This is a genomic window from Zooshikella ganghwensis DSM 15267 (assembly GCF_000428585.1).
Classification (GTDB): Bacteria; Pseudomonadota; Gammaproteobacteria; order Pseudomonadales; family Zooshikellaceae; genus Zooshikella; species Zooshikella ganghwensis.
Genome location: NZ_AUAF01000083.1, coordinates 1 through 21,826, shown reverse-complemented (window position 1 = coordinate 21,826; position 21,826 = coordinate 1). Strand labels below are relative to the sequence as shown.

Here is a 21,826-nt window from a genome sequence, read left to right as displayed (position 1 = left end):
GGTATTTAAAAGGTAAAAGTGCCATAGCAGTTGCAAGGCAATTTAGTGGAAGGAAAAGAAACTTCAATGGGGAGTCGTTATGGGCAAGAGGCTATGCGATTTCAACGGTTGGATTCGAAGAAGAGCAGATTAGAAAGTATATTCGAAACCAAGAGCAGCTGGATGGAAAAGGCACGGATGAAGAGGGTGATTTTTAACACGGAAGCTAATTTTAAACACTGAACTTTAACATTGGCAGCCCTTGGGGCTGCTCATAGCTGTCAAGCCTCCCGCTCTGCGGGAGCGTTATGACTCAAAGTCAAGTGAAGGAAGTATAGGAAGGCTTCTGTAGCATACTAATCTATAGACACAAAAAAACCTGCATCCTGCAGGTTTTTTTGTCACCATCCTAGTGATACTTAGTCCTTTAAGTTGTTCCCTAACCCATTCCATTGGGTTCTAACTTAAAACCTGGCTGGCTTCTCCCTGACGCATCCTTACGAAAGAGCTTCCTTGAACCATCCGTTGGTGCCAGCCTGTTGATATATAGTTTGGCCTAACTTGGTTTCTAAGCAAAGTGACGATTGTTGTATGCCTGTGTAGGATATTTGCCATTAGTATGTAGGTAAAGCGAGAAAGTGAGAACCTATATAGGTTTTTTATGTAGAACTGTATGAATGAAAAGTAAACATAGAGGCAGGAAGGGTATAAAAAGCTACCCTTCATTAAACCTACTATTCATTTGTTGCATTTAATAACACTTCGTACTTATCCCGTAGTGGAGTGATGGTCGTTGTATTCATACGGCGGATGAGTTTTGATTGATATTCTTTTGATAAAGAGGGTGCCTTTTTTTGGGATAAGTAAGCATCAATGATTTCACCGGCAACACTGGGATTGTTTTCAACTAATAAATGATCAAATAATTTTGTTTGGTACTGCTCATTCTTTGCAAGAATGCGTGCAGCAACCATGCGTTCTTCATAATGACCACTGGTCAAAAAGGGCATTATCTGTTGATTTAGGGTTGAAGTGTTGAGGTTATTTATAGCAAGTAATGTAATATAGCGATTATTGCTGTTATCTTGGTGTAGTTTCTTATTAAGAAAGTCAGTGACGTTATCAGCTAAATGCTCAGCATGATCACCTAATATTCCTACATTAAGGATTGCCGTATCAGCGATGGTTTTATTATCAATATGAGACATTTGTTGTAGCGTGTCGAGTGCTAAGTCAGAAGTAACATCGCCAAGTTTTGCTATAGAAGTGATTGCTCGAAGTCTGTTTTTTTCATCGATGGCTTCATTCAGAATGATTGCTGACAATATATTGTTAGCTTCAGGGACACCTGACTGTTCAAGGGCAAATATTATTGCTGATTTTATAGCATCATCTTGTGAGGTATTCAGTAAAATGTCTTCCACAAATGAAAGTCCAGCATGTTGAGCAGCATATTGTCCTATGGCTGATATAGCATATAAGTCAGGAGCATTGGTGAATGCTGTTAGCGCACTCATAAGTTCAGCATTACTTTCAATTGTGGGCTGTTTATGTGATGTGGAAGTTACAAGGGTATAGTCCTTGTTTGCATTGTGTGCAAAGAGGGTAGGGGAGTCATCAAAAACAAGTGGAAAAGGAATAAGGTCGACTGTAATCGATTGATCAATATTTATAACCTGGTCGTTGTACTTAATTTGACGAAATGTATCGTATTTGAGGGACTGGGGATGTAAAGATGTTTGTAAAAGCAATTTCCATTGATCTGATTCTGAAATAATACGATATGTATCTGTTTGTGTTGTTATATGATTTATGCGCACTGCTTCACGTTTTACTTGCAGTTTTTGTCGTATATATTGGAAAGTATATGTGCCATCCGCTAACTGGAGCTGAAGAGGTTTATGTTGGTTATAGGATAGGTGCTGTAATACTGTTTTAATAATGAAGAGAGGATGGCCTTCTGGTAACTGCAGTAAGTCGATATCGTGGAAATAGCCATCTTGGTATTTTGCCGTAAACGAAAGAGATTCAGGTAGAGCACTCATAGCGACAGCTGGACTGCTTGTGGTTATTTGGTCAATACGACCCAACAGCGATGTTGAATTCTTTGAATCAGGGTTAGATTGTTTTAAGGCCAAGTTGAAACGAATGACAGTACTGGTTGCTTCATTACTGGCGTTTGTCATATTACTGTTTATGGTGACTTGATAGGCGAGTTTTTGCTGCTTATCGTTTGCTGTATTTTCAATCTTATTATTTGATTCATTTACTAAAGATGATGGGTCAGTTTTCGGTAAACTATTAGGCGTTACGGTATTCATCGCTGCAAAATAGAGTAGTCCAGCCAACATGCCACCAAGTAACGTGACTATAGAGAAAAAGAGGGTTCGGTGTATTTTACTCATGGATTGGACCACCTAATGAGATTATTAACTCGCTTTTGTAAAGGCGATAGCAAAAACTCATATACCCATTGCTATGGGTATAGCACATTTAATGTGTTTTTATGGCACCTTTAAAAATGTATCTTTTTAGAGGTGCCCTTTAAATAGAGGTGCTCTGGATATCTATAAATGAGGAGTATATACCCTTCACGAATCATTTTTAGGGTTTGTTGTCAGTGCTCTTCACCCCAGTCAATTATTAATATAAGCTCCAGGGGCTTCATCGCTTGACCGCCGCCCCTAAAAATCCTTCGTTTTGGGTATAGTTTCTTGCGTTTTACTCGTTTTCAATAAATATATCCTTCGTAGCGAGCTTGCCTCTAAAAATAGTGTGATTTTTCGTAGAAGGTTTTTTGAGTTTCGTAGATAGGTTTCCAGCTGATCACTTTGGTAGAACGACTAAATATATTCCACACATTGAAGAGCTTTACGTCACAATAAAGTGAAATATCACCATCTCCGCCTTTAGCACTGCCTGTCCATTTCAGTTTAGTGTAATACTGATAAGGGTTTTCGTTTGTGTTGAGTAAAGAGGCTGCACCAGGCTTATAAGTAATGCCTCCTTCAATGTGTCCTTCCGTAGACATATTAATGAGGTTAAGACGCCCTTTAACCCCTTTCTCTATACGCTTCATCCCCAGAAAATCAACGGCGGCATAGGCTTTACCAGTAACACTACCTGAAATCCAGGGACTGGCTGTAGCATAGATAACATCGGGCTGTCTCACGCCCTGTTGATAAATAGGGTCGTTGTTTTTTTCGAAACCACCAATTTTTAGGCCTGCACGAAAGTTAGCGCCCACATTAAAAGCACCACCTACTTTAGCGCCAACTCTAAAGATGCCTAAGCCATCTAAGGGAACCTCTGGTAGCGTAACTTCAGGTGAAGCAATGGTATGACTCCAATCGTAGTTTAATTCTTTGTGTAGTAAGTTATCACAGCTAGGACTAATTGAAATCGGCGTTGATGCCCCAATCGAATACGTAAGGTGGAGACCACGAGTACATGCTGCTTGGGTTGGATCAAATGCAAAGTGGATGTTACCTGTCACAGAACTCATTTGGGTATTATGAGGGCCTACGGTAACCTTGAAGGTTTCCTGGGTATTCCCGATTAGCTTGTTTTCTGATGCATAAATATAGCCTTTAGCCGTTCGGTTTTGCTTAAAATTCTTGATGGCTTTATTAGTTTGTGCCTTATGCGCTTTATTTAACACATTTTTGGGACTCAGATTCGCTGTCGCATGTGCAGAAAAGGTAGTGAGTAATAGAGTGGAGCTGATAATAAAATATTTTTTTATATTAATGAGTTTCATTGTTATCTCTTATGTATTTTATGCGCAAACTTCATGAAAAAGACTGTTATGAGCAGGTGTTGGTTAGTTTTTTATAAATTTAAACGTGTTGAAAATTTCTGATTTATAAGTAAATACCAAGCTAAGGTATTTAATGGATGTATTTAAATCCCCAAAAGTTTTTTGAACTAAGTTTTAGCTGTTTGTATATCACACTCACTTTATTTATGTCGAAAACAATAGGTAGACAAATTGAGATAAATCTCATTTTTAGTAACGTATTTGATGCTCTAACTATAAGTGCTGCTTTACATGAGAAAAACTAGGCAAAATACGACATTGCTTGTGTTGCAGCTATGCTTAGTAGCTTGCAACAGTGCTTAGTAATAAGAAAAGAAGATCTGGACTCGCTAAAGCAAGAATAAATATGCATTAAAACGGGTGTTGAAGGGATCTGACACTGGTTTTATGTTTTGACTACACTCAGTAGAGTAAACAAGTTAACCCACAAATAATTGTGTAAAAACTCGTTAAAAAACGGGGGAGTAGTTATGCCTGTGAAGCAGATATTCTATGAAGATGCACGACCTTTGATGCAGCCAGGTGATGTCATTGCCTTCGGTGGAAAAGGGCACTTTTCAGAAATTATAAAGTTTGCAACTTTTTCAGATGTTTCGCATGTAGGCGTCATTTTACAAACAAAAATTACGAGTGATGATACTAATAGATTTTTTAATCAAATCATTGAGTCAACATCGCTCCATGGCTTTAATGGCGTCAACATTTCGCGATTTAGTGATCGCTTAAATACCTATGATGGTGAGCTTTGGTGGTTACCGCTTAACGAAGAGTTAAGAAAAACACGTTTTAAGCAAAAAGCATTTTATAATTTTCTGTTTAATCAAGCCAAAGAGAGAAAGCCTTATGATATGTCGCAAGCAATTAAATCGGCGTTAGATGCGTTAGATGAACTGCCATTTGGGGGGCATGGTATAGGCTACAATCGGGAAGATTTTAGTAAGTTTTTTTGTTCTGAATTAGTGGCTGCAGCTCTGGAAGTTAGCACCTTGGTTGACAGTGTTAATGCCTCTGAAGTTACGCCTATCGACCTGTGTCGATGGAAAATATATCAAGATACGTACTACCAACTAAAAGGTGATAAAAGTAGAAAAATCTCTCGTTTTAATACAGCTAACCCTGCTGATTGGAACATATAATTAAAAGGTTTTTGATCATGCTTTATCAGCATGGCTGTGTTGTTGAAGGATTGCGCTGCTTGTTAAGATAGTTAGCATTGAGCTGATCTTGGGGTTTTGTCAATTGCTTGGCACTCACTTGCTGTTCTGGTGTTGTTGGCTTCCAAAAATGACCAGAGACAAGCAAGTGAGTGAAGCTTAAAATTGATGGAAATGAATAGGCTGCGCTTAGCTAAGGCATGCCTAGTGATTTCTCATATTTTTGGGTCAAATTGGTAATAAAGCCTTCACTGCGCATACCATTAAGTACTTGATTAAGCTGGTCGATATACTTTTGTGGTGTTTCTTTATGCATGGCTAAGTACAGGTCGGACTTTCTTACTGTATAAACGGGTTTAATATTCGTGACACCCGCTTCTTTGGCGTAGTAGCTGCCCGAGTAGCCTCCTGAAATCCATAAGTCGATTAAACCTGTTGCTAAACGTTTTGGGTTTACGCGATCATTGTCGACTTCAGAAACATTAAACCCTTTTGACTTTAGGTATTCGGCGCGCACATCACCTTTATAAGCGCCAATCTTGTAGGGTTTAAGGTCTTCTTCTGAGGCGATATTGCCACTGAAGTCGGCTTTAGCAAACAGCATCCAGTCATTACTAATGAGAGGTCCAACCCATTTGAATAGTGGTTTGCGTGCTTCTGTTAGTGTTGTCCCAAAGACGCCACGGAAAGGGCGGCGTTGAGCATAAGCATATGCATAATTCCACTGACGAAGCTTCATCGAGTAGGAGAGATCAGCTCGTTGAAATAATGCTTGAACAACTTCAACAGCCAGACCGCCAATGTTTTCCTCCTTATGTTCGTATGCATTTTTATGGATACTGTAGTTGTAAGGTGGGAAGTTTTCAGTAATTAAGCGAAACTTTACATCTTCAGCTGAGCTGTGAGTACTCAATGCAGTTAAAAAGGTACACAAGAATAACCAGTAGCGCATAAACACCTTGCCTATGGTTGAGATATTGTTATTAAAAAAAGTGTTGTATAAAGTTTAGTCAATACTCACGGTTGTGGTCGAAATGTAGGCAGAAGTTGCTTACATGTGACTGTCTGATGAGTTAAGGACATTGATACCATTAGCGGGTATTTTTTAGGACTATGCCACGATCATCCTATCTGGCTTATTTTAGCTTGTTGTTTCTCTGAGGATTGATTGTAAACGCATTAACTATAAGCGTTAGCACTGTTCCTAAAAAGTACATCACTAAAGGTGTATAACGTGCGAATAAATAGTTAACGAATACTTATAATACAGAACCAAATAAGTATTATTATTCAGGGATCTTTAATATAAAAATATTTGCTAAATTACTCGCAACGTATTTTTTATTGAGTCATTATTTTTGGCTGATTATAAACAGTTCGTTAGCAAAGACAAGCTGGGCCTTAAACCATAAGGTAATGATATTTAGACATTTGATTGCTTTTGATAAGGTTAAGTTTTTAAATAGGGGAGGTTTGTTTAATAGAAGGTGGGCTTGGGTTAGAACAGAATCCCTTCATCTTAGGTTAAGAAGGGATTCCAAAGTAAATTATTTAGCGCTGTACACTGTGAAGTTCAGTGGCAGCGTAAAATGTATTTTCAATTAATGTAGCGACAGTCATTTGTCCTACCCCACCAGGGACAGGTGTAATCCAGCTGGCACGTCGCTGAGCTTCTTCAAATTCTACATCACCTACCAGTTTACCATTGGGTAAACGATTAATACCGACATCAATAACAATAGCGCCTGGCTTAATCCAGTTGCCTTTGACAAGTCCTGGCTTACCTGCCCCAACGACTACTATATCCGCGGCGGCAACTTCAGCGGCAAGATCTTTGGTAAAGCGGTGACAGGTCGTGACCGTTGCGCCAGCAAGAAGCAGTTCTAGAGACATAGGCCTACCTACTATGTTTGAAGCGCCAACAATAGTTGCTTTACTCCCTCGGACATTGGCATTAATTGACTCTAACAAAGTCATGATGCCTTTGGGTGTACAGGGTCTTAGTACTGGCATACGAAGTGCTAGGCGTCCCATATTATATGGATGAAAACCATCAACATCTTTAGAGGGGGCGATACGCTCAATCACTAACTCTTGATTAATGTGGGCTGGTAAAGGGAGCTGGACGAGAATACCATCAATGCAGGCATCATTATTAAGCTCGTCTATGAGTGTTAGTAACGAATGCTGTGTTGTGTCAGGAGGGAGGTCGAATGCTTTTGAGACTATACCTGCTCGCTCACAGGCCTTTCGCTTGTTATTTACATAAACTTGTGAGGCTGGGTCTTCCCCAACAAGGATAACTGCCAAGCCTGGAGGACGTTGACCGGTTGCAGAAAGGTTTGCTACCTGCTGACCGATGCGCTCAATCAATTGGGTGGCTATTGCTCTGCCATCGATGATATTTCCGCTCATGATGCTTATTAAAGTGCCTTGTAAATTAGGAGTCAGTTGGTGCTCATTGGGGCGTGCATTGTCGCATGCGTGCTGGGGTATTAGCAATTGGCATAGTTACTTAAAAGAGCGCTATTGATGGGTAAAGGTATTATTGATAACCAGTGTGCATATACAAGCTGCAAGTAACTAAAAGAGGTTATCAGTAGTTAAACACTATAATAGTGTACGGCACCTGTGTTGGTTAATATATAAGCAATAGGCTGACTGGTTGATAAAAAAGTGCTTTAAAGCGTTGACGGCAGTTGGGTCAGCAAGTATTATGCGCACCACTTGCTGAGCAGCACAGCTTCAAGCGATCTGAACTCTAGCAACCGGACTGATTAAGTGTTTAAAAAATGCTTTGCAAATATCAGTTTTGACTAACAGTGTGAGGTTCTTTGTTTCTATCGACATCAGTTGATAGGGTTTAAAAGAGGTTGGTTGTTAGTATCGGTTGTAGAAATAAGCGCTTGAATTTTTTGAAAGGTGCTGTAAGATGAGCGCCCGTAGCTCAGCTGGATAGAGCATCCGCCTTCTAAGCGGATGGTCGCAGGTTCGAGTCCTGCCGGGCGCGCCAGCCTCTTGCTTTGGTTTTAAAGAGACTGGTTGAGCTGTAATTGAAGTTACGATTTTATGGTGGGCGTAGCTCAGTTGGTAGAGCACAGGATTGTGACTCCTGTGGTCGTGGGTTCAAGTCCCATCGTCCACCCCAGTTTTTGATAGTTGATCGAACGGTGAGCTATTAGTTTAAGTTAAAGCGGAAGTGGTGAAATTGGTAGACACGCTGGATTTAGGTTCCAGTGCCGAAAGGTGTGAGAGTTCGAGTCTCTCCTTCCGCACCAAGATCAAAAAAATGGGGATAAGGTGACTTATCCCCATTTTTGTATTGTCGGCAGAAAAAGTTAGGGGTTCGTGAGGCTATCACGTTGATAGTCTGATAACATTTTGCTTTGATTAGGCCCTTCGAAGAATTTGTTTTAACGAGGAACAACGATGCAAGTCTCACTCGAAGCGACTTCTGGTTTAGAGCGTCGTCTGACCATTACGGTACCTGCGGAGCAGGTGGAAGCAAAAGTCACTGAGCGTTTGAAAGACACCGCAAAAAAAGTACGTCTTGATGGCTTCCGTCCTGGTAAGGTACCACTTAGTGTGGTTAAGCGTCGTTTCGGCAAGTCTACACGCCAGGAAGTTGTAGGAGATGTAATGCAGTCTTCTTTTATAGAAGCTATTCAAAAAGAATCATTACGTCCTGCAGGTATGCCCACAGTTGAACCTGTCAAAATGGAGCCGGGTGAAGACTTTGAGTTTATCGCGACTTTTGAGGTTTACCCAGAACTCGCGCTGAAAGGTTATGAAGGTATTACTATAGAAAAGCCCAGTGCTGACGTCACTGATGCTGATGTAGAGCAAATGCTGGAAACACTCCGTAATCAAAATCGTGAGTGGCAAACTGTAGAGCGTGAAGCAAAAGATGGTGATCAGTTGATCATTGACTTTGTGGGTCGTAAAGATGGTGAAGAGTTTGAAGGTGGAAAAGGAGAAGATTTCAAGCTTGAGCTAGGCTCAGGTCAAATGATTGAAGGTTTTGAGTCAAGTTTGGTTGGTAGTAAGGCGGGTGAAGAAAAGGTTATTAATGTTACCTTTCCCGAGGACTATCAAGCAGAGTCTTTGGCAGGTCAGCCTGCTGAGTTCACAATTCAAGTTAAGGAAGTGGCAGAAGCTGTCTTACCTGAATTGAATGATGAATTTTTTGCTAAGTTTGGTGTTGCTGATGGTGGACTTGATGCATTTAAAGCAGAAGTTCGCAAAAACATGGAACGCGAGCTACAGCATGCGATCAAAAACAAGGTTAAAAACCAAGTGATGGATGGCCTGCTAGCTGAGAATGAAGTTGACGTACCAAAAGCGTTGCTGGATGATGAAATTAATCGGATGCGACAACAAGCTGCACAGCAGATATTTGGTGGCGAAAACCAGGTAGATCCTGCTAAACTGCCAGCAGAGCTATTTCAGGATCGCGCCCTTAAGCGGGTAAAACTAGGCTTGGTTGTAGCTGAAGTTGTTAAGCAGCATGACATAACAGTTGATGATGAGCGTGTAAAAGCCCTGGTTGAAGATATTGCTTCAGCTTATGAGCAGCCAGAGCAAGTTGTCAGCTGGTACTATAGCAATGAGCGCCAAATGTCTGAAGTACGTTCAATTGTACTTGAAGATCAGGTGGTTGATACTGTCCTGGATACAGCACAGGTAACGGTGAAAGAATGCAGTTACGAAGAAGCCATTAAGCCTGCTCAGGAAAGTGAAGCCGAGAAAGAACAACAAGCTGAGACCGACGTAGCCAGTTGATCTCTATAAACAGCCGGTTAATGCCGGCTGTTTGGTCACTGTGTCCACAAGGGGGATAGCAAGGATATGTCCAACTCTTTCATTTATGATGGTCATTCCCAAAAAGTGATAACCAAGAACACTTTGGTTCCCTACGTTGTTGAACAAACAGCACGTGGTGAACGTCAATTTGATATTTACTCTAGACTGCTCAAAGAGCGTGTCATTTTCCTCGTGGGTCAGGTCGAAGATCACATGGCGAATCTGGTTGTTGCGCAGTTATTGTTTTTAGAGTCAGAAAACCCAGATAAAGATATACATCTTTATATAAACTCACCTGGTGGTTCCGTTACGGCAGGAATGTCGATATATGATACCATGCAGTTTATTAAACCTGATGTCAGTACGATGTGTATAGGACAGGCTGCGAGTATGGGAGCTCTCTTACTCACTGCTGGTGCACCAGGTAAGCGTTATTGTCTGCCACATTCAAGAGTAATGATTCACCAACCTCTTGGTGGATTCCAAGGGCAAGCTTCAGATATAGAAATTCATGCACGCGAAATTTTGCAAATTCGTGATCGCTTGAATAAAGTCTTATCCCATCATACTGGACAGCCCCTTGAAGTCGTTGCGAAAGATACAGATCGTGACAATTTTATGAGTGCTGAAGAAGCTGTTAGTTATGGTTTGGTTGATCAAATGATCACTAAGCGGGCTGCAGCAGAATAATCTAAGCTAAAGTAAGGGGAGTGTATTCACTCCTCTTCTTGCCATCTACTTGAAAAACAATGTAGCAGGCTACATTTAGCAAAGTAGACTCGTTGTCTCAGTAGGGTAAATCGAATGACTGACGAAAAAAACGGCAAAGGCGAAGATGGCGGAAAGTTGCTTTATTGCTCTTTCTGTGGGAAAAGTCAGCATGAGGTGCGTAAACTAATTGCAGGCCCCTCTGTCTTCATTTGTGATGAATGTGTCGATTTGTGTAACGACATCATCCGTGAAGAGGTGCAAGAAAATAGCCCTGACAGTACCTCAGACAAATTGCCTACCCCAAAAGAGATCAACGCCATTCTCGATGAGTATGTCATTGGTCAGTATCGTGCCAAAAAGGTTTTGTCTGTTGCGGTTTATAATCACTATAAACGGCTGCAGAAAGGTAATAAGAAAGATGATGTTGAACTAGGTAAAAGTAATATCCTGTTAATAGGTCCAACAGGGAGTGGTAAAACACTGTTGGCAGAAACGTTAGCAAGACTATTGAATGTACCTTTTACCATTGCTGATGCGACAACACTCACTGAGGCTGGCTATGTAGGTGAAGATGTTGAGAACATCATCCAAAAGCTGTTGCAGAAATGTGACTATGATGTAGAAAAGGCACAGATGGGCATTGTCTACATTGATGAAATAGACAAAATTTCTCGTAAGTCTGATAACCCTTCGATCACCCGAGATGTTTCCGGTGAGGGTGTACAACAAGCACTGTTGAAGCTTATTGAAGGCACTGTTGCTTCTGTTCCTCCTCAAGGTGGTAGAAAGCACCCACAACAGGAATTTTTACAGGTTGATACTGGAAATATTCTTTTCATTTGTGGTGGAGCGTTTGCAGGCTTGGAAAAAGTCATTCGTGACCGCTCAGAGAAAGGTGGTATTGGTTTCTCTGCTGAGGTGAAGAGTAAAGACTTATCTAAGAAGGTTGGCGAAACCCTTAAAGATGTCGAGCCTGAAGATTTAGTGCGCTATGGTCTGATACCTGAATTTGTGGGTCGTCTACCAGTAATAGCTACGTTGGATGAGCTAGACGAAGAAGCATTAGTCAGTATTTTAACGGATCCTAAAAATGCTTTGACCAAACAGTATAGTAAACTGTTTGAAATGGAAGATGTTGAGATTGACTTTCGTGAAGATGCTTTGCGTGCAATTGCGAAAAAAGCAATGGAACGTAAAACAGGTGCTCGCGGTTTACGCTCAATTTTGGAAAATGTATTGCTTGATAGCATGTATGAAATTCCATCCATTGCAAATGTGTCGAAGGTTGTTATAGATGATTCAGTGATCAAAGGTGATTCAGAGCCTTTGCTAATTTATGAAAATAATAATGAACAAAAGGCACTACCTGAAGATTAAAGGTTTTGCTTTGCTTGAAAAAACAACACATTGTGTTGGTTATTTATGATAAAGCGGTTACTGATATGTAATGTATCGTAAATACCGTAAATAAATTTTAAAAGGAGCTATATGCTCCTTTTTTTATGTCGAGTAATACCAATATTGATGTAGTAAATGTTTCTCTGCTCCAAATTTTCATAAGGGATATTACGCTTAATTGGTAGTTGATATGAGTAGTATTTGCTCAGAAGGCATCGCTTTCTGCTGATACTGAGGTGAGTTGCGACTAATAAGGGGGGGGTGAGAGTAAATAGAAAAAACCGCACTTCTTCAGTGTGTTTAATAAAAGGAATTTTAAAGTCGTTAGCTACATATTTTTTGTCTTTCAACCTTTTCTCTAGGATGAACGTATTCCGCTCAATGCATACCCTTCACGACTCAATTTTATAGCCCTAGGTAACTTGAGAATTGTTGTTGGTGATCTCAAAAAAATATTCGTTATGAGTATAGATATTATGTTTTGAAAGAAAGATAAGTCTATCCCAAGTGAATAGTTAGTTGATGTGTATATACTGCTAAGTGATTGACGTTGAATAGTTTTTATTTTGCTATTTGATGGGTTTGTTAATTATAAATTGCATTGACTACTTTTCATAAAAAAATAATCAGCAAGATTTAGCTTGTAATTTGCGGCAATTAGCCCCATCTTAAAACGATAATCAAGTTTTGAGTCAAAGTTAGGGTGTTTAATGTACGACCTGACACCACACAGAAGTTTTGAGGGGGCCATAAATGGATAATCCTACTATCTCCAACCACATGGAGGGTATTGCATTACCTCTGTTACCCTTACGTGATGTGGTCGTTTACCCACATATGGTTATCCCCTTATTTGTGGGCAGAGAAAAGTCGATAAAGGCGTTAGAAGCCGCTATGGCTGCGGACAAGCAGATAATGCTTGTTGCTCAAAAGAATGCATCTGATGATGAGCCAACGCGTGATGATATTTTTCCCATAGGTACTGTTGCCACAATATTACAACTGCTAAAGTTGCCTGACGGCACCGTCAAGCTATTGGTTGAAGGCGGATATCGTGCACATATTGAGGCCTTTAATGATGATGAAGGCTACTTTAAGGTAACAGCAACAGCATTACCCGTTCTGGCTATGGATGAGCGGGAAGGGGATGTGCTCACACGCTCTTTGTTATCCCAGTTTGAACAGTATGTTCAATTAAGCCGCAAAGTACCCAGTGAAGTGCTGACGTCCTTGTCTACAATAGATGAGCCAGGGCGACTGAGTGACACTGTGGCAGCTCATATGAGTCTAAAGATTGCAGATAAGCAGCAAATTCTTGAAGTTGCTGATGTGCGTGAGCGAATTGAGCAATTAATGACTTTAATTGAGTCTGAAATAGACTTGATGCAGGTTGAGAAGCGAATTCGTGGCCGTGTCAAAAAGCAGATGGAAAAGTCTCAGCGTGAGTACTATTTGAATGAGCAGATGAAAGCCATTCAAAAAGAGCTGGGGGACATGGATGAGGCTCCGAATGAAATTGAGGAGCTTCAGCAACGCATTGAAGATGCGGGTATGCCTAAAGATGCTCAAGATAAAGTTCAGTCTGAGCTTAATAAGTTAAAGCTTATGTCGCCTATGTCAGCAGAAGCTACAGTGGTTCGCAGTTACATAGACTGGATGATTAATCTGCCATGGAAAAAGCGTAGCAAAATACGACATGACCTGGTTAAGGCGGAAGAAATTCTAGAGCATGATCACTATGGGCTGGAGGAAGTTAAAGAGCGCATTTTAGAGTATTTAGCTGTTCAGCAGCGGGTCCGTAAATTAAAAGGCCCTGTACTGTGTCTGGTAGGTCCTCCTGGTGTCGGTAAAACATCATTAGGTGAGTCTTTAGCTCGGGCAACCAATCGTAAATTTGTACGAATGGCGCTGGGTGGTGTGAGGGATGAAGCTGAAATACGCGGGCACCGAAGAACATATATCGGTTCGATGCCAGGTAAGTTGCTGCAAAAAATGTGTAAAGTGGGGGTAAAAAATCCACTCTTTTTATTAGATGAAATTGATAAAATGGGTGCAGATATGAGAGGTGATCCATCTTCTGCACTACTTGAAGTACTTGATCCGGAACAAAATAACACCTTTAATGATCATTATCTTGAGGTTGATTATGACTTATCGGATGTTATGTTTGTATGTACTTCAAATTCGATGAATATTCCAGGACCTTTATTGGATAGAATGGAAGTCATTCGAATTCCTGGTTATACCGAAGACGAAAAAGTCAATATATCTACGCGCTACTTAATACCTAAGCAAATTAAATTAAATGGGTTAAAAGCAGACGAAATTGAGTTAAAAGAACAGACAATTCGTGATTTAATTCGATATTATACCCGCGAATCTGGTGTGCGTGGGCTTGAAAGACAAATTGCAAAAGTATGTCGTAAAGTTGTCAAGGCGCACGCATTACAAAAAAGTAAACAACAAGCATTCACTAAGGTTGTGGTTGCGCCTGAAGATTTGGAACACTATTCGGGTGTACGCCAGTATAAGTATGGTATTGCCGAAGAACAAGATCAGGTTGGTCAGGTTACAGGGCTTGCTTGGACTCAAGTGGGTGGTGAACTGCTCACAATTGAAGCTGTTGCTGTACCAGGAAAAGGACATCATGTGAAGACTGGCTCACTGGGTGATGTGATGCAGGAATCTATTCAAGCTGCATTGACAGTCGTGAGAAGCCGTGCGAAAGTGCTGGGCGTCCCGAAAAACTTCCATGAAAAGAATGATATTCATATCCATGTTCCTGAGGGTGCGACACCTAAAGATGGTCCAAGTGCTGGTATTGCAATGTGTACGGCACTCGTCTCGGTATTAACAGGAGTTCCTGTTCGTGCAGATGTAGCGATGACAGGGGAAATAACGCTTCGAGGACAAGTGTTGCCTATTGGTGGGTTAAAAGAGAAATTGTTAGCAGCTCATCGAGGGGGCATTAAAACGGTTATCATCCCTGATGAAAATGAGCGCGACTTGAAAGAAATTCCTGATAATATTAAACAAGACCTTGATATCAGGCCAGTTAAATGGATAGATCAAGTTTTAGAAGTTGCACTGCAGTACATGCCTGATCCTTTGCCAGATGAAACCGTGCAAAATGAAATTGTTGCCGGAGAAGATGTTAAAGAAAGTGATGCAGGCGAGCGAATAAATACGCACTAGGCTTGATGCTTTCTTGACAGTGAGCAAAACGAGTTGGTATAAATCCCAACTCGCTTTGGTATCACAAGGTCAGGCGGATACCGGCTGTTTCATACCACACCAGGCGAGTGTTAAAAAGAAATGACATTGCGTTATGGGGGGTATTTTGCAAGCAGCGTGTTTTTTAATTTGACTGTTTTTAAATTGTGTGCGTAATTAATATACGCATATCTTATTATCTGCTTACCTTGAGCATTTACTGAAGATCTCAATAGAAGGGGAATAGAGTGAATAAATCAGAGTTAATAGATGCCATCGCAGCTTCTGCAGATATTTCTAAAGCGGCTGCCGGACGTGCTCTTGATGCCATGATCGGTTCTGTAACCAAAGCGTTGAAAGATGGTGATCAGGTCGTTTTGGTTGGTTTTGGTACTTTTTCTGTAAAAGAGCGTGCTGCACGTACTGGGCGTAATCCTCAAACTGGTGAGCCTATTCAGATTGCAGCTGCTAAAGTGCCAAGCTTCAAAGCGGGTAAAGCACTGAAGGATGCTGTAAACTAAGGCGCCTTCCCGAAGGTCAGCATGTTAAGCTGACCTTGGCAAGTCAATACTTGAAATAGTGCTCGTTCATGCGGCATGCTGACTTGCTTGGTTACATAACAAGTAGGTTTGTTACCGTGCGTACCGCTATAAGTCAATCAAGGCGCATCAATGATGCGCTTTTTTTTTTGTTAACGTTTTAATTGCAAGATAGGCGATGCTGCTGAGGTTATTATGCTGCAAACGATGAGGGATAATGCGCAGAGTTGGGTCGTTAAAGTAATTGTATTTCTTATCATTTTTGTATTTGCAATTTTTGGATTGGAATCATTACGATTGGTGACGACCAACACCGCTGTGGCTACTGTCAATGATGAGGAAATTTCTCAAAGGGAGTTAGCCAGGGCTGTTAATATTCAGATAAATCAAATGGCTCAAAGTGAAAAATTTGATCCTGCACAGATTGATGAAAAGAAAATTCAAAAGACAGTTCTTGATCAGCTAATTGACCGCACCCTGCTGACCCAGACAGCTAAAAATTATGGTTTATTCTTCCCAGAGCAAGCGATAGACCGAGAAATAATTTCTCAAGATGCTTTTAAAGAGGATGGAAAATACAGTCCTACCCGTTTCGAACAGTTGATTAGGCAAGCAGGCTTTACTCCGCGGCAATATAAGGATGCCATGGTTGAGGAGATGCTAACAACACAGCTGCAGTATGGAATCGCCGGTAGTGAATTTTTAACATCTGCAGAGCTTAAACGCTTGCAACAGCTTGAACAGCAAACACGCAGTTTTCGTATGTTGACACTGCCAATTGCTGATATCAAAAATACGGTTGAAGTTACAGAAGAAGAATTAACGTCCTATTATCAGCAACACGAAAAAGAATTTATGTCGGCAGAGTCTGTTAAAGTAAATTATCTGTTACTTGAAAAAGCAGAGTTACTTAGTGCAGTAGATGTTGATGAAGAGGATATTAAAGCGCGATATGACCAATTTGTTGAAGCTTTTAAAAAGAATGAGCCTCCTCGTCCCAAAGCCGCTCACATTTTATTAGAAGTCAAAGATGATCGGGATGCAGAGGCAACCAGCGCACTAGCACTTGAAATTGAGCAAAAATTACAAAAAGGTGAAAGTTTTGCTGATCTTGCTAAGCAGTATTCTGATGACCAGGCTTCAGCTGAAAATGGGGGAGACCTGGGCTTTGTTGAGGAAGGAATATTTGGTGAAGAGTTTGATAAAACCCTTGCTGAATTAAAAACGGGTGAGGTTTCAAAACCCTTAAAAATGAGTTATGGCGTGCAGCTCGTCAAACTTGTGGATATGGTACAGCCTGATGTACCAAGTTTTGAAGATAAACAAGAAGAATTAACAGTAGCATTGAAAGAAGCAAAAGCAGAACCATTGTTTGTAGAAAAAAGACAACAGCTTGAAGATTTAAGTTACCAGGCTGCTGGTTTACAAGAGCCAGCTGAAAAGTTGAAACTGGAAATTAAGACATCAGACTTCTTTTCAAAAGACAATGGTAAAGGTATTTTTGCGAATTCATTGGTCGTTAAGCAGGCATTTTCGCCAGAAGTGCTGACCGATAAAATGAACAGTGCAGTGATTGACTTATCAAAAGATAAAGTAATGGTTTTGCATGTACTTGAACATCAACCTGCTAAGTTGAAACCACTATCTGAAATTAAAGAAAAACTAATAACTAAACTGAAAGATCAAAAAGCAGTTAAGAAGTTAGAAGAACAAGCTACTTCTTTAGTTGCAACGTTACGTGAAGGAAAACAAAAGACTGATGCAGCCACTCAGGAAGAACAGGTTTGGAAAACATTTAACGATGCTAAGCGAATGATGACTGAAGCGCCAAGAGAAGCGGTTCAGCAGGCATTTAAAATGCCACATCCTCAGGATGATCAACCTCAATACGGTGTAGCATCATTAGTGAATGGTGACCGAGCCATCATTGAACTTACGAAAGTAACAACACCTGAAAAAATTGAAGGTGAAGAACAGCAGCAAGCATTTATGAAGCGTTTTATGGCAATGCAACGACAACAAATAGTACGTCAGCAGTTGCAACAAAACTTGCGTGAAACGGCGGAAGTAAGCAAAAACCTATAGAAGGTGATACTTTAATTCATGCTTACAGCTATTTATAAAAAGCTAAAATTTGTTCACTGAGTATTTCAACACCTACAAAAAAACCGCCAACAGGCGGTTTTTTTGTAGGTGAATAATATGCTTTATGTTTTAGCGAAAAATAAAGTACGAAAAATTAATGTTAAGGCGCCGTTGACTTGAAAACCAGGTAGAAGTTTAAATGTTGTTCTGTTAACTTGTCTTTGGCTAACCTGATCACTGGCTAATATGGTTTTTGCATAATCAATAAATGCCTTCATGTGTTGTGTTGCTGCTTTGGGGTAGTACCATATATGGTAACTGTCATTGGTTTGACGCAGCAGACTCTCAGCAACTTGGACCACTGCAGATAACCCTGCTTTATTGACTGCCATCATTGGTTGTTCTAAAGCGGATAAAGCATGTTGTAAACGGTTAATTGCATACTGTATACGCTGGTCTGATGCGAGAGGGTTGTTTTGTACTTCTAACGCAAAAAAGAGTGCTTGTACCAACTTCATTTGGGTATGAATAGGGTAAGTCCCCAGTGGGGCATGAACGATCTTTTTATGCTGAGTCCATGCCGTTGAGATAAGTTGGTTCAAGGCTTCTTTAGTCGTTTTTTTTTCTGTAAAAGAAATACTTAGTAAAAAGGGATCGTGGTCAGAGGCACTAAAGTGATCTTCACTTTTGGGTAATTGACCAGAATATTTCTTACTGTATTCAAATAAACTATTTTCTAAAGAGTTTATATGCCAGTGTGTAATGTCTTTTACTTTTTCGGCCAGTGCTGTTGAGGCTAAGGCATGATCTAAACTACCCAGTTCACCATCAAATGAGTAACTGAAGGTTTTGAGTCCATGGTGTACTCGTGTCAGGTCAACAAAACCAAAACCTGTAGGCACGGTTGCAAAAGGACGCCAGGGTTTACCCTCAAGGGTAGTATGCTCAGCTGTTTGGATGAGTCGTTGCTCTTTGCCAGTGTAGTCAGTAAGTACCCGAATAGGGTCTTCTTGAGCATAGGCGTTGAAATCACCAATCAGTAGTATATTGTTGCTGTACTGTTGAGGTTTAGATTGTAAGTGTTGGGCAAGCTGAACCGCAGCAGAAACCCTAAACTCATTACAGCTGCCTTGTAAATCGTCAACATAGCCTGGTGCTGGCTTACCTTTCACTTTATTTCTACTATCCAGTGCTACTTTGCCATCAACAGCATACTCTTGGTAATCCTCAAAACACATTGAACCTTTCGATTTAAAGTGACTTACTGCAATAGTAAGTTTTTCACCGCTGGTTAGGTGTTTGAATGATTGGATAAGGCTATGACGCTGTTGTTTGGTAATCGTTTTTTGTTTATTTTCGGTGGTAGTGAGTGTGAAATGCTGTTCAGGCATGGGGAGAATAGTTGGCTGGTCTTGTAGCGATACTTTACTTGGACGGTAAAGAAGCCCAACCGTTATAGCATCACTGCCAATAAAGCCGTCATTGGGTGTTGATACAAATTGGTAATAACTGTCTTTGTCTGTTTGTTGGGCATTAAGTGCATTAACCAAGTCATATATAGCACTATTTTCACCAAAACCATTATTTTCAATTTCCATTAACCCAATAATATCTGCATCCATTCGGGTGATAGCAGTGACAATTTTGGTGCGTTGTAAATAAAAGTCGTTAAGTTTGGTTGCACCTCGATTGGCATTATTCGCTGCATTATCAGCAGCTCCTGGCACAGTTCGGTTAAAATAATTTAATACATTAAAGCTGGCGACTTTTAGGCTACCTTCATCGTGCGTCAATTGTGGTGCATCAGTACGAGGGAACGCTTGATGATCAAAGTCACTACCGTTTAATGTAACGGTTGGAATAACACCATAACGGCCATAACTGTATTGGATAACACCTGTTATGCTTTGTAAGGTGTCACCAATCCTAATATAGTTTTGAAATGGACCAAAGTCTGGGAAGTAGCTGATAACGCCATTGGTTTGCTTACTTACATCTGTTTCAATGGTAATACGTTGCTGTTTATTTGAGCTGGCTAGGGCTTGTGCCTCTTCAGAAAGTGCGGGATAGAGCTGGGTTGGTTTAAAAAGTGGTTGATCTTTACTCAACACCATTTCATTACGAAAAGAGGTGTAGTTAAAACTAAAGTTTTTGGTCACCTTCAGCGCAGCATTACCACTCCAGTTAACCAGCATACCTTCATAGGGCTCGAGAGCCTGTAATGGTGTGTCTGCTGAGAGTTGCAGCGGTTGAATGACTTCCTGTTGTATACCGCACTTGCTGTAAGCGACTAAGTCAAGTTGGGTCTGGTTGTAATATTCTTTTACTTTACCTTTAATTCTGACCTTTTCACCAACGGTTAAATCAGGAGCTTGACCGAAAACAAAAATCCCTTCTGAGGTCATGGGGTTGCCATCATGGTCCCATGATTCTTCTTGAATAAAAAAACCTTTAAAGCGGTTTGGTGTAGTTTGTGTCACTATACCTTCGACAATAATTTCAGGTCCCTCATACTTGCCTTCAGGCACCAGTGGACTTTTATTGCCTGAACCTTGAACTTCACTGATTAAGAGTGGTGTCCCTGTAGTACACGATATTTGCGGCTTGGGTTGAGAGTCTGTATTGTGGTTGCCCAATGATGATGCCATTTCTTGGGCTGAACGTGCGCTGATAGTTTGCCAGTCTGAAGTACTATAAGTACTGCTGGCTTGGCTTGTTAAGCGGATAAACTGCTGATCTTTACCAAATGATTGTCCACCAAACTCACCAACAAGATCGATACGTGTATCTTGGTAATAAAGTGCAATCGGATCATCGCCATTAAAATTTAAAAAATTATGTTTATTTACTACATTTGCTTTATCTGTAAGTACTTTTTCTGCTTGTTGATGTACTAATACAAACGTCTTTCCGGGTGCAAGTTGGCCGCTTAGAGGGAAATTATGGCTACTAGTGGTTTTGCCATTAATGTATTTCTTTAGCGTGAATTGAGACAGGTCTAATGTATCTTTTCCACCATTAAATAATTCAATTGCTTTATTAAAACCTTTTCCTTCAATGTACTCTGAAATAAATAAAGAAGGTGTTGCGGCAGCTGTATGAGTTGCTAAGGCGAGCGCGGTTAGTGAAAAAGCTGTTTTATAGCACATAACACTACTCTTTTTATGTTGTTAAAGATTATATTTAGATTATTAAAAATTTAATTAGAATATTTGGTTGCTTAATAGTTTGATGTGTTTCACATTTTTTTATCCTCGTGTTAAGAAATGGTAATAAGGGGAGACGTTAAAAAAGTAATTTTTGTAAAAGCAATAAAACAATGAAGGAAGCGCTGCAATATATAAGGAATACATGAGGTTCCAAGTACAGTGCTGGCACAGACGTCAAGGAAAAAGTGCATTTTAGACGTGCCCATAATTAAAGCTTAATGGCTGAAACTGCTGAGAAATGAGTCTATATATTTGTACAAGTTTAGTGTTTTTTACGAAATTAACTGAAGCTATGTACTTTTTTCTTCGCCAGGTGTGTCTTTTAATAATCACTCGATGAATGGCTGCGGATATAAAAAAGTAGTATAGGAAGATGGCTGAGTAGGAATAATTAAAAAAAACGCCTTCATTTTCGGTGGTAGTGAGTAAATTAAATGTTATTTTACTACTTTTACTGTACATCATTGGGCTAAAGCCTATCACCAATAAAGGTTGTATTTATGAAAAATGTATAACATCTTATGTACTTCAACTAATTACCAATTGCAGTTAATTCGCATATATACTGTCACTAATTTACAGTGAATAAGTCGTTGATAATATATTGCTTGGTAACCTATTCTGGTTTTGGTAAATGAATCTGTGAGTAGTTATAAATGGCTTTTATTACATTTACGCGATGCTCGACTTTTTAGCCTATTAATTTAGCTAACTGAAGAGGAGCATTGCCTTGGTTCCTATTAAATAATACACACAAACTGTGTGATAATAGCTTGCGGGTAATTCGATTAGTCAAGCTCCATAGTGTTCTGCCTTTGGTTCGCTGAATATTAAACCTTTCTACTAGCTGACCAATCGTTGTCTCCACCCGCCGTCGGAGCCGGTTTAACTGTCCCCTCCATTTCTCAGGGAGTT

The 21,826-nt window shown here is 40.3% G+C and carries 13 protein-coding genes, 3 tRNA genes and 1 pseudogene; 11 read left to right on the top strand and 6 right to left on the bottom strand.

Annotated elements, in window-relative coordinates; all coding sequences use genetic code 11:
- Nucleotides 1-197: transposase (locus tag F607_RS0116525; protein WP_027708978.1), on the top strand; the 197-nt coding region annotated here is incomplete at its 5' end.
- 516 nt (nucleotides 198-713) lie between these two features.
- Here the strand turns inward: F607_RS0116525 and F607_RS0116520 are convergent.
- Together F607_RS0116520 and F607_RS0116515 are read right to left on the bottom strand one after the other, a co-directional pair.
- The gene (locus F607_RS0116520; protein ID WP_027708977.1) at nucleotides 714-2,384 is read right to left on the bottom strand and encodes a HEAT repeat domain-containing protein; all 1,671 of its coding nucleotides are present in this window, start codon (nucleotides 2,382-2,384) and stop codon (nucleotides 714-716) included.
- Nucleotides 2,385-2,743: 359 nt separating this feature from the next.
- Nucleotides 2,744-3,739: a hypothetical protein gene (locus F607_RS0116515; protein ID WP_051311566.1), complete on the bottom strand. Its 996-nt coding sequence runs from the start codon at nucleotides 3,737-3,739 to the stop codon at nucleotides 2,744-2,746.
- A 530-nt stretch (nucleotides 3,740-4,269) separates the two neighbouring features.
- Between F607_RS0116515 and F607_RS0116505 the strand changes: the two genes are divergently transcribed.
- Nucleotides 4,270-4,935, top strand: coding sequence for a hypothetical protein (locus F607_RS0116505; protein ID WP_051311565.1), 666 nt, complete (start codon nucleotides 4,270-4,272; stop codon nucleotides 4,933-4,935).
- A 211-nt stretch (nucleotides 4,936-5,146) separates the two neighbouring features.
- On the opposite strand, the gene F607_RS30145 is transcribed toward F607_RS0116505, so the two are convergent.
- Together F607_RS30145 and folD are read right to left on the bottom strand one after the other, a co-directional pair.
- Nucleotides 5,147-5,905: a substrate-binding periplasmic protein gene (locus F607_RS30145; RefSeq protein WP_038291633.1), complete on the bottom strand. Its 759-nt coding sequence runs from the start codon at nucleotides 5,903-5,905 to the stop codon at nucleotides 5,147-5,149.
- Nucleotides 5,906-6,504: 599 nt separating this feature from the next.
- The gene (folD, locus tag F607_RS0116495; protein ID WP_027708974.1) at nucleotides 6,505-7,368 is read right to left on the bottom strand and encodes a bifunctional methylenetetrahydrofolate dehydrogenase/methenyltetrahydrofolate cyclohydrolase FolD; all 864 of its coding nucleotides are present in this window, start codon (nucleotides 7,366-7,368) and stop codon (nucleotides 6,505-6,507) included.
- Between the two features lie 521 nt (nucleotides 7,369-7,889).
- On the opposite strand from folD, the gene F607_RS0116490 reads away from it, so the two are divergent.
- The 9 genes from F607_RS0116490 (at nucleotide 7,890) to F607_RS0116445 (ending at nucleotide 17,702) form a co-directional block, all read left to right on the top strand.
- Nucleotides 7,890-7,966 (top strand) — tRNA-Arg (locus tag F607_RS0116490).
- Between the two features lie 59 nt (nucleotides 7,967-8,025).
- Nucleotides 8,026-8,101, top strand: a tRNA-His gene (locus F607_RS0116485).
- A gap of 45 nt (nucleotides 8,102-8,146) precedes the next feature.
- Nucleotides 8,147-8,231 (top strand) — tRNA-Leu (locus F607_RS0116480).
- Between the two features lie 151 nt (nucleotides 8,232-8,382).
- Complete coding sequence (gene tig / locus F607_RS0116475) at nucleotides 8,383-9,735, top strand: trigger factor (protein ID WP_027708973.1); 1,353 nt, start codon at nucleotides 8,383-8,385, stop codon at nucleotides 9,733-9,735.
- 66 nt (nucleotides 9,736-9,801) lie between these two features.
- Nucleotides 9,802-10,446: an ATP-dependent Clp endopeptidase proteolytic subunit ClpP gene (clpP, locus tag F607_RS0116470; protein WP_051311564.1), complete on the top strand. Its 645-nt coding sequence runs from the start codon at nucleotides 9,802-9,804 to the stop codon at nucleotides 10,444-10,446.
- 114 nt (nucleotides 10,447-10,560) lie between these two features.
- Nucleotides 10,561-11,844: an ATP-dependent Clp protease ATP-binding subunit ClpX gene (clpX, locus tag F607_RS0116465; protein WP_027708971.1), complete on the top strand. Its 1,284-nt coding sequence runs from the start codon at nucleotides 10,561-10,563 to the stop codon at nucleotides 11,842-11,844.
- Nucleotides 11,845-12,618: 774 nt separating this feature from the next.
- Nucleotides 12,619-15,060, top strand: coding sequence for an endopeptidase La (gene lon, locus F607_RS0116455; protein ID WP_230400423.1), 2,442 nt, complete (start codon nucleotides 12,619-12,621; stop codon nucleotides 15,058-15,060).
- Between the two features lie 266 nt (nucleotides 15,061-15,326).
- Nucleotides 15,327-15,599, top strand: a complete 273-nt coding sequence (gene hupB, locus F607_RS0116450) for a nucleoid-associated protein HU-beta (RefSeq protein WP_027708969.1) — start codon at nucleotides 15,327-15,329, stop codon at nucleotides 15,597-15,599.
- Between the two features lie 213 nt (nucleotides 15,600-15,812).
- Entirely contained in the window at nucleotides 15,813-17,702 is a 1,890-nt protein-coding gene (locus F607_RS0116445) for a SurA N-terminal domain-containing protein (RefSeq protein WP_027708968.1), read from the top strand.
- Between the two features lie 122 nt (nucleotides 17,703-17,824).
- On the opposite strand, the gene F607_RS30140 is transcribed toward F607_RS0116445, so the two are convergent.
- On the bottom strand, nucleotides 17,825-20,851 hold the full coding sequence (locus F607_RS30140) for an ExeM/NucH family extracellular endonuclease (protein ID WP_051311563.1): 3,027 nt from the start codon (nucleotides 20,849-20,851) through the stop codon (nucleotides 17,825-17,827).
- A gap of 751 nt (nucleotides 20,852-21,602) precedes the next feature.
- Nucleotides 21,603-21,826 (bottom strand): annotated as a pseudogene (locus F607_RS34710) (IS982 family transposase); the annotation flags it as partial.

What these genes read in the sequence shown, in the direction of transcription:
- F607_RS30145 (WP_038291633.1), bottom strand. Translation starts at nt 5,905, where the DNA reads ATGCGCTACTGGTTATTCTTGTGTACCTTTTTAACTGCATTGAGTACT.
- lon (WP_230400423.1), top strand. Translation starts at nt 12,619, where the DNA reads ATGGATAATCCTACTATCTCCAACCACATGGAGGGTATTGCATTACCT.
- F607_RS0116520 (WP_027708977.1), bottom strand. Translation starts at nt 2,384, where the DNA reads ATGAGTAAAATACACCGAACCCTCTTTTTCTCTATAGTCACGTTACTT.
- F607_RS0116505 (WP_051311565.1), top strand. Translation starts at nt 4,270, where the DNA reads ATGCCTGTGAAGCAGATATTCTATGAAGATGCACGACCTTTGATGCAG.
- clpP (WP_051311564.1), top strand. Translation starts at nt 9,802, where the DNA reads ATGTCCAACTCTTTCATTTATGATGGTCATTCCCAAAAAGTGATAACC.
- F607_RS30140 (WP_051311563.1), bottom strand. Translation starts at nt 20,851, where the DNA reads ATGTGCTATAAAACAGCTTTTTCACTAACCGCGCTCGCCTTAGCAACT.
- tig (WP_027708973.1), top strand. Translation starts at nt 8,383, where the DNA reads ATGCAAGTCTCACTCGAAGCGACTTCTGGTTTAGAGCGTCGTCTGACC.
- F607_RS0116515 (WP_051311566.1), bottom strand. Translation starts at nt 3,739, where the DNA reads ATGAAACTCATTAATATAAAAAAATATTTTATTATCAGCTCCACTCTA.
- folD (WP_027708974.1), bottom strand. Translation starts at nt 7,368, where the DNA reads ATGAGCGGAAATATCATCGATGGCAGAGCAATAGCCACCCAATTGATT.
- F607_RS0116445 (WP_027708968.1), top strand. Translation starts at nt 15,813, where the DNA reads ATGCTGCAAACGATGAGGGATAATGCGCAGAGTTGGGTCGTTAAAGTA.
- clpX (WP_027708971.1), top strand. Translation starts at nt 10,561, where the DNA reads ATGACTGACGAAAAAAACGGCAAAGGCGAAGATGGCGGAAAGTTGCTT.